Source organism: Paenibacillus sp. PL91, assembly GCF_012935325.2.
In the GTDB taxonomy this organism is placed as follows: domain Bacteria; phylum Bacillota; class Bacilli; order Paenibacillales; family Paenibacillaceae; genus Pristimantibacillus.
Map to the genome: position 1 here is coordinate 114,055 of NZ_JABBYG020000020.1, position 11,725 is coordinate 125,779.

The window sequence follows — 11,725 nt, forward strand, 5'->3', positions numbered from 1 at the left end:
AAGCAACAAATTGCACTCCCCTGTTTCCCGATAACTACTTCCGTGTGCTGAGCTGACCGATGACAGTACAATTCTTTATCGCCTCACGAGCTTTCGTCATCCGAGAACATTTCATTAGCAAAATCATCTGTTGTTTACTCATTCTTATTCGCCCAACCAAGTGCCGGGGAAGCCCCGGCGCAAATGGCAGTGGGCTTCCTCCCTACATTATGGTTTTTGTGAAACCTTCCTATTACCCCAACTTCATGCCTGTATTTCATTCGATCGTAGCCGATGACTAACCGACTGCGCTAATATCGAATTGAATCTGAGCATCTGGCCGAGTAACCCGAGCAGGTTATGTTTTAAGTCCTCAAGCCAAGTCGAAAATCGGTGATGCTGGATCGCATTTTTCCTATACTTAGACCTGATTTCAAAATGAAAGATGTCAGGCTTTAGGGGAAAGAAAGAATAGCGGTTCTGTTTCTCCTCTTTCGTCCAGATTCGTGGCGATGACTCCTGAAATCCATAAAGTGAATGGAATGCCTCAACATGGACGATAGCTTGCATCCAGTAAACGGTTGTCGGTGCGTACTGGCTGACCGTATAGAACCATTTGGCAAGCAATCGTTCAAAACCACCCTTATCCGCATTTCCGCTTGCTTGCTGCCAACGGATCCAAAAGAAAGAACATTCCTTATTGCTGATGCCAGGTCTATATTCCACCTGCAGAGAATGATCGCCGATGGAGCGGGTCCAGTGATTGTGCTTCTTGGCATCCGGTTGAAGCTCGAGTTGTTCAAAAGCTTCCAATATACCGTTAAGCGGTAAATCGAGTCTCCATTTAAAAACAACATATTCCAGCTTCATTGGATCACGCCCCTAACTTCATGCCTTGGGTGATAGTCGTGCCAAGAGGAAGCAAACCTCTATACTTCTTCCCAGCTGCCAAAATGACAGCATCGCTTGTCGCAAAGCCTTTCTTATGTAGCTGTTCGTTTATCTGAGAACCCCATATATACAGTTCAGCAGGTGTAAGGTCGAGGACACTCGTGGGAACAAGATAAGTGCCCTCTTCGACTTTGACCAAACCTTCGCCAGCCAGTGAATACACCGTTTGGCCATAATTCTTCGCGAGCTCTAAGTTCTCACCCATGCGCGCTTCGAATCCACGAAGATTGAGTAGGAGACATACTTTCTTTTGCTCATGTTTCATTCCAATTACCGCCCTTCGTTTCAGTTTTTTATGCCGATACTGCGAAGACCCCAATTTTGAGGAACATCTTGCTTGATAAAGAGCTCGAGCAGCGACTTTTCGTAGAAGTCTGCATCTTCATTCGTATGCTGTTTGCCGCGGCTGCCGACAATAACAGTGATCGGCAGACTCTTAACCACATCAAAAAATATGGTCCTTCCGGCCATCCCGCTCCACGAAAGCACATCCACCGCATACTAAACTTTGGTTGATCTGAATCGAAACGTGTTTGATCATTTGATATTCCTCCTTAAATGGGCATAAAAAAAAGAAGCCGCCAGAGACGCCTTCTAATTTCAATCCAATATAATGTTATTAAGCCGGATCCTACGCTGGGGATACGCTTTTAGAAACAAAGTCCTGAATCGAAAATTTACCCTTCAGGTCTTTAAGCGAAACCTCGACTTTGCCGACGATGTTTAGATTTGCAAGATGTTTTGCATATCCCGCTATCATTGCACCGTCACCTAACAAGATTTGTTGTCCCTCTTCGCAGCCACATACGTCAGCAGGCACATCGGTAACGACCAATAAGCCGCCGTCATATGGGCGTTCGCTCTTAATGAACATAGTTTGAATCTCTCCTCTACACCGGTCACAACGAGACATAAACATCCCTCCTATGACCTAATTTTATCATGTGTTTTAAATTACTCCAAACAATTGGAACGAATTAACCGAAAACCAAATGATCGATTATAATCCATGTACCGATGATCCAGGAAAAGAATACTAAAGCCTGTACACGGTCGCATTTTTTTGTTGGCATCGTTCATCACCATCCTCAAAAATTGAATTATTAATTGCCCCCAGTGGGAATGTATTTCGTGTAACGAGCTCGATCGGCGGGGAAAACTGTTTTGACAATAAACCGGGTACCGGTCTTCATTAAAACAACAACCACGCAATAATCACTCGATACAGCAGGTCCGACAATAATGCGTTCAGGTTCAGGGTTTCGGCCCTTTTTAGAGCCTTCTCGTCCATTTTCTCCAGAGTCATAGCCCTCAACGATCTGTCCATTGGAAATTGCCCAAAGGATATCTAGTTCGTTAAACACGCGATCCGCATAAGTATCATTGTTATATCGGTCGTTTATGTAATGAGGAGAGATTGTGGTTTGATACCCGTCCTGTCTGTTTACGCCTTTTCGTATACAATCCAGTTCTAGTAACCAGTATTTTTTCATGTGATCCACGTGTGTATTGCCTCCTTTGCCTGATAGTAGACATAAAAAAGCCCCGAATGCTAAAAAGGCAAGTCCAAATAAGATTGGAATGCACTTTCTGCTTCGAGGCTCTATAAACTGTTATCTAAACGATAACGCTCCTTCTCCACTGAATCAGCGACTGCGGAGATAATTATTGGTTTTTCATAATACCATAAGTATATAGGAAAAGAATGAAGCGGGCAATAGAAAAGGAATATATCGGAAATAGTGTTTGAGTTTAAAATAGGAACCCGCATGAAGTTTAATTAAGGGAATTAGACTGCCCCGCTTCCTTCTTCTTTTTTACAGTTTTTACAGTTTGGGCACCAGGTTCCGTTTTTAATATTGTTAGACTTTGCCGGCCATACATGCCCCTGCTGCATCTCGAATCCAGATGAGTTTGATGGTTAGTGGTTGATTTCTTACACAAGTCCCGCACCACTGACCACTCGTTACATCGATAGGTTTCGCTAGCCATTCATGCAAAAACGTCACCTTTACCAAGCGACCTCAAGGTCTTCGCTGGTGTTATCTAATTTTGACGTTGTGGACACAATACGATGTCATTTCAAGCATAATTCATTGTAATAAAAAAGAACCAACCGATGTAATGTCACATCGATTGGTTCATACATCATTTTCTATTTCATTTTGTAAGTTCTGCTCTATAGTTTTTACACAGCTAGGAATAGTCTCAGCCATATATTTTATTACATTATGGAGTTATAGTGGTCTTTTAACGCAGTGCTTCTTATATCTATCTATGATGCGGTTCTCCGCGTTGTCTGTAACGGCAAGTTTTAGGACCATCCTTTTGCAGGATGGTCCCTTCTTTGAGATCCCTTTGATCAATTATTCTTACTTGGATTCGATGCGACCTAACGGATTGGCGCCCTCCTCCAGAGCTTTCTGGGCTGCCAGCCAGCTGGAATCGTCGAGATTGAGCGCATTGCGAAGGTAAGACCACGTGAACTGTCGGAGCAAAGCAACTCGTTCGGGGTTCTCGTCCGTCGTTTCCGCAACGTGGTACCCGGCAATTCCACCAAGAGTGTGTTCTGCCCCGAAGAGGGTGAGCAGGCTCTTGCTGCCCGGACTCAAGAAATAGGGGTCGGTGAACCAGTCCGGCCCCCGAGTAGATAGCAGGGATTGGTCATGATCCCCCGCTACCACCAGGGTCGGCGTCCTCATGTCAGAGAAGCTCGGGTTCATAAATGGGAAGTGCTCTGCCGCGAACGGAGTCAAGTCAGCCCCGCCCAGTCCGATCGTGGCAAGTAATACGCCAGCCTTGATACGCGAGTCGGACATATCCTCTCCCGGTTCCCCGTGGGCATCGAGGACGCGCGCACCGAGCAGCATGCTCACCGTTTGACCTCCCCACGAGTGTCCGGCTGCGGCGATACGGCTTCGGTCAAGACGACCGCTGAGGCCTGGAACGGAAACTTCAATAAGATCAAGTTGGTCAAGGATGAGCTTCAGGTCCTCGACGCGGAAACGCCAGATCAGTGGTGTACGGGGATCGTCAGGAGGAAGATTCAGCGTCCTCGAGTCGAGATGGGTGGGTTGAATGACCACAAAGCCGTGAGCAGCCCAGTAGTCGACTAACGGACCGTAGCCGTCCAACGACCAACCAAAGCCATGCGAGAAAATAATAATAGGCAATTGACTTCCCGTCGCTGGCGCTGATACCCGCACTTGCAAATCCTCACCGCGGCCCGGGGCTGACATCACTACCGGCTTTACCGAGATGACTGGAGTAAACGTACTTACGCTCATTTTCATAATAGATGTTCCTTTCTTTGTCTTCTCAATTTAAGTGTGGTTGACATATCAACCAACTTTCAGTAACTTTAGCATATTGAAGTTGACACGTCAACCGTGTTATTATAGTCCCATGGATAAGAGCGAACTGAACGAAGAAGAAATTCAATTATGGTATATGTGGAAAGGCTCTTTTCACAGCATCTTCGGTCGCGTAATTAAAGAGATGTCCGATCACACCGGACTATCCGAGGGCGATTATGGTGTATTGGATCGGTTAAACCTTCTGGGGGACGGCAGCCTTCGCCAACAGGAGCTGGCCGAATCCATGGACTGGGATAAGAGTCGATTGTCACATCATCTAACGAGGATGGAAAAGCGCGGACTTGTGTTGAGGAAATCATTGGACAAAGAGCGTGGCGTACAAGTCATCATCACTTCCGCTGGAAAATCAGCATTGGATGATGCCCGTCCGATAGTCGCAAAGGCTATACGCAACCATTTCTTAGATCAATTAACCGATCAAGACATTGAGTCGATTACGAAGCTAGCGGAAAGAACAAAAAAAGGGTCTACAGCGTCAAGTAATACCCCAACGCCATGACCATGTTTTTTTGAAGCAGATATGTTGAACGTTAATTAAACCGGCCCCTTCCACCAAAATGACGGAGGGGGCTTTTGCTTCAGCAAGCAAAAGTCCTCCTCTAGGTACCCCATCGTTCTGTGCTCCAAAAAGCAAGTAGAAGCCCGTTTACGCCGACTTTTTCAACCGAGTATGATCTATCCCAAACCCAAGCCGGGCAAAGTAAACCCTCGATAATTTCCGAAAAAACTTTACGTTACTTATGATCCGGTTCTCCGCGCTGTATGTGAAAAAGGGTTAAGGTTTTGTTGGTGTTTCGGCTGCTATCGCTGATTTGGTGACTATGAATAGCTATCCATAATATATTTATTAAAGAAGCTATTGCAGAACTTTCCTTGGGGGAAGTAGGGCAACTTCTCGTATAATGATTGTAAATGGAAGGGTTGCATGGCAAACAACTTCCCGCAATATGGACGGGCAAGAAAAGGCGCATTCTGTTCCTCAATTAGTGGTAATATTTTTCGAACTGCATTCCAATCCGCTTTCCACGTAAAGTGAATAGCCACCGAGTCTTGCTTGTAACAAGGGCTCATCCACAGATTGTCTTCCGCAATCGTATGAATCTCGGACACATAGAGGTGTGGCGATATGTAGTCCCTTATTCGGTCAATCGCACAAAGTGCCTGATAGGCATAGTGGCGCGGCACGAAATATTCACTTTGTAGTTCCTCACCGAGAAACAGCACATCATGAGAGGGAGATAACTATGTTTGGCCCCGTAATACACTGGTCTGACTAGCAGTATATTACTAAAAGTTTTAATTACGATCTTTCTTTCTATGCAAAAGGCTGACCCTGAGTCACCTCCGATGACTTTAGGGACAGCCCCGTTCCGTTATGCTTCGTCTTCTTCATCATCATCTTCCGACTCGTCTACGAAAAGAGTAAGAATAGATGGTAACGGTAGAAGTCCCGCGGCTACTGCTTTTACTTCTTCAGCATATTCCTTTTTGATTAAATGTTTCAGCGGTTGTTCGACACTATTGAAATACTTAAACGCTTCCCTCGCCATTTCATCCCATTCCTGAGAGAAATACAAATAATCATCCGCTCTCACTCTTGTCCGAGATGTTCCTTCCTCATGCACGCATTCAAAATCTTCATCCACTCCAACAATTCCATAATCACATGTCAATTGTTCCCCAGGGTGTATATCTCTTTCAGCTAAATTAAATTCAAATACCGTATCGATACAGGTCGGATGGAAGCTATGATTCATGTATTTTGCATGGTCCCAATGTAAAATATGATACTCACCGTCGTCACTTAAATAAGAATATTTATCCACCACTCTCCGCCGAAGTTCATCAAGGGATTCAACGAAATCCTTCTTTAATGTCATTTCTAAGTCATCCGAAATCCAAGCAATGGTTCCTTTTGGAATAAATTTTGTGGCAACAATACCGACACCTATCACATCGTTGATAAAGCGGAGTTCTGTATCCGGATGCATCATGATTGTGAGTTCATCCTCCTTTTTAGGACTGAAATATAATATTCATTCTTAAAAAGGAGTGACACGTTCATAAAACTATTTTTGGCAAAGATCGGGACCAAAAAAGGCAATAACCCCTCAAACTACAGTTGACTTCCCAAAAATTTGCGTTATTTATGGTACGGTTCACCATATCATCTCAAAGGCGAAATTTCTTGCGCCGCTTCACCCGCAGTTCGAAGCTGCAAATGGAGTTTCGGGACGATCAGTCCGAGCCCGTCTCCTACGAGCTCGTGCGCTCCCTGATGGACAGGTTCGATTCTCTGCTCCGCCGCTCGCCTTTCCCGAAACGCAAGACCCTGCTGCACCTGATCGTGAAGAGGATCACCCTGGATGACAGGAAGCGCGTCGGTAGCGTCGAGCTCGCCTTCAAGGAGGAGACCGAGAAGCATTTTTTAAGCGTTGCCCCTTTGAGCGATGGCCGCCGTTTGATTTATAACCGCTAAAGGATAAGTTCTTCAATGCTCTCCATTCGCAGAGACTTTTCTCGGTTATAGCAAGATTTGGACATCTCCATGAGATATCCGGCTGCTATCGCATCAATAGCTTTGCCGCGGTGAGCCTTTATTAAAGAATCGATATCCGCGTAAGTCTCGAATTTTCATATCGAACGGTCTCCGGCGTGTTCGGCCGCATTGACGGTGAAGGTATGAGCGCCGAGAGCCACCGTGTAGAGAGGAATCGTTGATCCGCTGTGAACTTTCTTACCGTCGAGGATGGCTGCTGTCTTAATAAAGACGACTTCTGGCATTGCATCCGTTACCCGATAGTCGGGAACCAGATCGCCCGCATCAAGGTACCGCTTCGCTTCCGGCGTCATTACTACATCAACCAGCTACCTTGTCTTGCTCCTCATTTATAATCAATGCATATACAACATCAGCTCTAAACACGGATCAGCTTCCGTCTACTCTTTGGGTAATAAAGTATTCGATAGGATTCATTAAAACCTTTTATGCTATCAAAAACTGCCTTTAAAGCAGCGAGGCTGCCGTTATCGTCCTCGTGATTGTTAAGTCTATCGTGTCCCGTTAGCTCGATGCAGCTAACTTACCGTTACACTAAATTTCAATTAGATCATATCCATATATACTGTTATTGCCACCTCAGCCATTTCGATTATTTTATCAGTAGATAAGTCCTTTACTTCAAAATCTCTAGCTATTTCTTCAAAGTAAGACCAATCATCATTTTCCTTAATTAACTGAATCTCTTTTATCAATTCAGAAAACGCGTCAGTGCCTTCAATATCTATGTACAACCTTGCTAAATTCTCGAATCCAGTTTTATCTGGAGTTTGACCTGTGCTAGAAAAACTAACAATGTAGTGTTCAAAGTAATTCTCTGGATATTTATTATCTTCCATTACCAATTACACCTCAGTTTCAGTTTAGTACTTATCATAACATAGGTCATTTGGCGTTATCCTGCCCATTAGCTTATTAAAAAGAGCAGGCCACTGCAGCGCCTGCTCATATCGTCTCCCGTTAGCTTAACAAAAAGCCACCAGAGATTGCTAAACACTTCTTCGTGAACTCCGTTGGCCTGGTATATTAATTGTTATCGGATTAGCTATTCGGAATAATTGTTTGGATTAGTAACGCCTCGTTTTTGTATCCCTCAATATCTGAACTAACAGCCGGCAATTGCCGCCCCGCTCCGCGGCCAGTTTCCGCATGTTCTCTCGTTTGTTTTAAATTCATGTTAACCTCATTCTTCAAAGAAAGTATGTATTAGACTGAATGATGTTGATTACTCGATGTAATCTGGTTGAACACCGAACTATGTCATTGATCAGTTAATTCATTTCAGAAATAGATTCTCGGAGTCTCTTAGGAAGATTTTTAAGAACCAATTCGTAAGAGTGGTCAATCATTTCAAAGATATCCGACTCTGGCAAGGAACCATCGATCGTAATTGTATTCCAGTTCTTTTTGTTCATATGGTACCCTGGTCGAACGGTCTCATGTTGCTCTCTCAAGTTTTCCGCAATCACTGGGTCACATTTTAGGTTTAAATGAAAATAATCCCCTTTGTCCTCAAAAATAAGCGCGAACATTTTACCTGCAATTTTGATCACCAATGGAGCGAGTCCGAAGGGATAATCCTTAGTCGCTCCTTTCTTCTTTAAACAGTAATCGATTATATTATTCTTCATATCTGCAAGTCTCCTATCATTATTATAACTGAATGTTGCGAGACCATTAATAACAGTTTGCTTTAATACGCACGTCAATCTAAGTCTTTATTTTCTTTCCACTATCATAAGCTAAAATAAAAAAAGCCCGGCCTAGTTGGTCGGGTTCGGTATAGTCATTTCGTTAGTTTGTTCTTCGTTGAATCTCCCATTATATAAGTCGTCCAGATCGTAAAAAATTAATGGCGACAATTGGATAAGGCTTTTTGAACTAACGGGAAACGGGTAACGGACATCACCCAATATGCCATCGGAGATACCTGACTGTATCTGTCGGCAATCAAGGATCTGTGCACGAATGAAATTGTAGCGTATAAGACGGGACGATCTGCCGAGAAAAAACTCGTATTGGATATGTTCAAAGAGGCCTTCAAACACAAGAAAGACGTGACTGGCCTGATCGTTCACAGCGGAGAACTGGAGTTATCGCGAGATCACGGAGCGGCTGGGGATCTAGGACAAGGATCGGGTCAAAAAGTGGATGCAGACATACCGGTTAAAGGGAGAACGCGTCTTTGAAGACCGCGAATCCATTCTCGGGACAGGATGCATAGGCATGAGTCCAGTCACAGTGAAAATAAAAACGTATACTACCCCTGAGGTTAAGTCCATTTAGGAACAAGTCTTTATAGATAAAAACAAAGTGCCTTTGTTGAGTGGATAAATAAACTTATAAACGGGAGGATTGATAGAATCTTGAAGAAGATAGTTGCAAAACGTAAATCAATGGATAGCAAACCATTGTTGAATAAAAAAACTATTATTAAGAAAATACTTCAGAATGAAGACCAGGTAGAGAAGTGGGAAAAGTTTCTTAACGATGCTTGCCAAAGTAGATGGGCTTATATCCAAATACTAAGAACTGAAAGCCCGAGGGTTCTCAATTTTAATATGAGAATTGATAAAGTCACACAAACAACACTTACCGGAAAAAGAGTTAATATCACAACAAATGGTGAACCAGGTTCATATCCAGATGACTATACCACAATATTAATTAAAGATATATTTTCTGCTGTATGTGGTTCGGGGGGCAAGGATGTATCCGGTGATGTGGTTATTATTTGTATTAGTGGTCGAGGTGGGGGCACAGAAAACGGAATGACCAAGTTAGTGAGTACTTTACGAGCTAATTTGACCAAAACATATGGTATAAATCCTCAAAATATCTTTCATAGTAGATGGAATAAGGATCATAATTCTGATCCTTTCGCAGCTCCATCATTAAGTGATTTACAAAATCAAATTAATAAAAGGGTAATAAATCCAAGTTATCTTGCTATTGTAGGGCACTCTTATGGAGGCTGGGCTTCATGTAAGTTATCAAGAGTCACAAAGAAACCACCAAACTTTGTTGGTCTAATCGATCCTGTATTTGGGCCAACAAATACTTTAAGCAACAACGACTTGCCTAAGGGGAATAAAATATTCAATTGGTACCAAAACAATGGAATTTCAGGGACACAGTGTCCATCAAAAACACTAATACCCTGCTCATCCCCTTCGGAAGGTATCTCATGTGGGTATCAACTAATTCCTGGAGTGAATAAGGCGATTAAGGTTGTATATTTAAAAAAGTGGGATAATAAAACGTTTAAGACAGTAAGGTGTCTAGGAAAAACAGTAAGGATTCGTGCATATCATACCAATATAGATGATGATGATGGAGTTCATCGTCAAATATTTGATCAAATCAATAATGATTTAAAAACATTATTGAAAGTGACATCTCTGAAGAAAGTGGGCTTCACCCGTTCATCTTCAAGAAAATGTAAATGTCAAAACAGAAGCCCAAATCACTTCACAAACATTCGAAATAGCCAACTAATTTCAATTGTTTAAAAAAACCCGCGGTCCTGCTATTGAAGTGCACCCCTTAAAGTAGACATTGGAAAAACCCTCTGGGTAAAACCGATGAAGACTTTAGGGGGTGCATTTCAGATCAAGTTTGTGCAGTTTCTCAAAAATGGCTTTCCGCTAATGGAGTTATCCATTCTCCTATCCAGCGGTTACGTTTATTTCAGATATTTGATGTAAGCCAGGTTATGACAAAGAAGCCAGTTTAGCAATGAAGGTATTTGACACTCCCACAAATGAAAATAAACAATTATCGCATTTTGTAGATAAATATGTGTCGAGACTTACAATATGAAAGAAACGACTCTTTGGATATGGTCATCGACGATATAAAAAACTTGTAATTGGCTGCGGGGCAACGTCGGGTGATAAGAACATTATCTCATTTAAAGGACGCTTAAATCGCGTCTCTTGCGCCGGCTTGGGTGCGGCAGCAGGAAAGAGATAAAGTTCTTGTCATTTATGACATCAAGTTCTTGTCACCCGATACCAAATTATTGAACATAATTGCTCGTTAGCGTAACAAAGGACTAGCGTTTTTTTCTATATGGAAGTAGAATGCACTCTACCCATTCATTAAATTTATTTTCTGCTTCTTCGTAGTCATGCACCTTTAAAATCACAGCACCAAACAATTTATGTCTTGGCTGAGTCCTTGCAAACAAACCTGTATCATGACTATCATCGTAGTAAACAACCCATTTGCCATCTTCAAAAAAACCAACAGCCTCTATATCATTGCCATCCTTGTAATACCCCAAGTGCCAATGGCTTATTTCCATTTATTCTTTAACTCCTTCATTTCGGAATAATTCACCACTAAGTATAGGTTCTAAACATTATGGTTTATTCAACTATCCTGCCCGTTAGCGTAATGAAGGGCTACCACATGGCAGCCCTTTCGGTGTTTAGTTCAGTCGTTCATCTTTTCATTAAACAAAAACTTATAGTTTCGTGCTTCTTATGGATACCTTTCCTGAAAACTCTTCACGTATTCCCAAAATAATTTTTCATTGAATTTTTTAGGATCATCAGAAAGAACTAAAGGTAAGTTATGAAATGTATCTGATAGATCATTAATAAATTTTGTTGACTTCTCTGAGTTCGTAAATGAATGGAAGCGTATATCTACCAGTACGGTAAACAACAAATAAAAATATGCACTTGTCCTTTTGTTGTCCAAAAGTTTCGCTCCTTTTTAAGTGCCTTATTCCAAAGCACCGCGCGATAGTTACCCGTTAGCTTAACGACCTAATCCTTTCATAGCTCACTCCAGTTACCTTATGAATCAATTCTTCCGATAGACTTAGCTCCATCATACTTCTAATCAG

Annotated in this window: 15 protein-coding genes; 3 read left to right on the plus strand and 12 right to left on the minus strand. The window is 42.6% G+C overall.

Annotation, left to right across the window (positions count from 1 at the left end):
- Window positions 1–243: 243 nt before the first annotated feature.
- The 6 genes from HI950_RS29715 to HI950_RS29740 form a co-directional block, all read right to left on the minus strand.
- Window positions 244–849 carry a hypothetical protein gene (locus tag HI950_RS29715; RefSeq protein ID WP_169089223.1) on the minus strand — a complete coding sequence of 202 codons (606 nt, stop codon included), beginning with the start codon at window positions 847–849 and terminating at the stop codon, window positions 244–246.
- Window positions 850–853: 4 nt separating this feature from the next.
- Window positions 854–1,195, minus strand: a complete 342-nt coding sequence (locus HI950_RS29720) for a hypothetical protein (RefSeq protein WP_169089221.1) — start codon at window positions 1,193–1,195, stop codon at window positions 854–856.
- A 20-nt stretch (window positions 1,196–1,215) separates the two neighbouring features.
- Window positions 1,216–1,401 carry a hypothetical protein gene (locus tag HI950_RS29725; protein ID WP_187768192.1) on the minus strand — a complete coding sequence of 62 codons (186 nt, stop codon included), beginning with the start codon at window positions 1,399–1,401 and terminating at the stop codon, window positions 1,216–1,218.
- Between the two features lie 160 nt (window positions 1,402–1,561).
- A complete protein-coding gene (locus HI950_RS29730) occupies window positions 1,562–1,804 on the minus strand; it encodes a hypothetical protein (protein ID WP_223285590.1) in 243 nt (80 codons plus the stop codon).
- Window positions 1,805–2,033: 229 nt separating this feature from the next.
- Complete coding sequence (locus HI950_RS29735) at window positions 2,034–2,423, minus strand: DUF4258 domain-containing protein (protein WP_191297134.1); 390 nt, start codon at window positions 2,421–2,423, stop codon at window positions 2,034–2,036.
- 879 nt (window positions 2,424–3,302) lie between these two features.
- Window positions 3,303–4,223, minus strand: a complete 921-nt coding sequence (locus tag HI950_RS29740) for an alpha/beta hydrolase family protein (RefSeq protein WP_169089213.1) — start codon at window positions 4,221–4,223, stop codon at window positions 3,303–3,305.
- A 112-nt stretch (window positions 4,224–4,335) separates the two neighbouring features.
- On the opposite strand from HI950_RS29740, the gene HI950_RS29745 reads away from it, so the two are divergent.
- Complete coding sequence (locus tag HI950_RS29745; protein ID WP_169089211.1) at window positions 4,336–4,806, plus strand: MarR family winged helix-turn-helix transcriptional regulator; 471 nt, start codon at window positions 4,336–4,338, stop codon at window positions 4,804–4,806.
- A 320-nt stretch (window positions 4,807–5,126) separates the two neighbouring features.
- Here the strand turns inward: HI950_RS29745 and HI950_RS37190 are convergent, their stop codons facing one another.
- Entirely contained in the window at window positions 5,127–5,531 is a 405-nt protein-coding gene (locus HI950_RS37190; protein WP_411268163.1) for a hypothetical protein, read from the minus strand.
- Window positions 5,532–5,680: 149 nt separating this feature from the next.
- On the minus strand, window positions 5,681–6,301 hold the full coding sequence (locus HI950_RS29750) for an SET domain-containing protein (RefSeq protein WP_169089209.1): 621 nt from the start codon (window positions 6,299–6,301) through the stop codon (window positions 5,681–5,683).
- Between the two features lie 194 nt (window positions 6,302–6,495).
- Here HI950_RS29750 and HI950_RS29755 point away from each other — a divergent pair, with 194 nt between their 5' ends.
- The gene (locus HI950_RS29755) at window positions 6,496–6,786 is read left to right on the plus strand and encodes a hypothetical protein (protein ID WP_187768193.1); all 291 of its coding nucleotides are present in this window, start codon (window positions 6,496–6,498) and stop codon (window positions 6,784–6,786) included.
- A 155-nt stretch (window positions 6,787–6,941) separates the two neighbouring features.
- Here the strand turns inward: HI950_RS29755 and HI950_RS29760 are convergent, their stop codons facing one another.
- From HI950_RS29760 to HI950_RS29770, 3 genes are all read right to left on the minus strand, one after another.
- The gene (locus HI950_RS29760; protein WP_169089205.1) at window positions 6,942–7,160 is read right to left on the minus strand and encodes a hypothetical protein; all 219 of its coding nucleotides are present in this window, start codon (window positions 7,158–7,160) and stop codon (window positions 6,942–6,944) included.
- 252 nt (window positions 7,161–7,412) lie between these two features.
- Window positions 7,413–7,706, minus strand: coding sequence for a hypothetical protein (locus tag HI950_RS29765; protein WP_169089203.1), 294 nt, complete (start codon window positions 7,704–7,706; stop codon window positions 7,413–7,415).
- A gap of 432 nt (window positions 7,707–8,138) precedes the next feature.
- Window positions 8,139–8,498, minus strand: a complete 360-nt coding sequence (locus HI950_RS29770; protein ID WP_169089201.1) for an MmcQ/YjbR family DNA-binding protein — start codon at window positions 8,496–8,498, stop codon at window positions 8,139–8,141.
- A gap of 735 nt (window positions 8,499–9,233) precedes the next feature.
- On the opposite strand from HI950_RS29770, the gene HI950_RS29775 reads away from it, so the two are divergent.
- Window positions 9,234–10,379 (plus strand): hypothetical protein, encoded by a 1,146-nt coding sequence (locus HI950_RS29775; RefSeq protein WP_169089197.1) that lies wholly within the window; start codon window positions 9,234–9,236, stop codon window positions 10,377–10,379.
- A 545-nt stretch (window positions 10,380–10,924) separates the two neighbouring features.
- Here HI950_RS29775 and HI950_RS29780 read toward each other — a convergent pair.
- A complete protein-coding gene (locus HI950_RS29780) occupies window positions 10,925–11,176 on the minus strand; it encodes a DUF3986 family protein (protein ID WP_169089195.1) in 252 nt (83 codons plus the stop codon).
- Window positions 11,177–11,725: the final 549 nt, after the last annotated feature.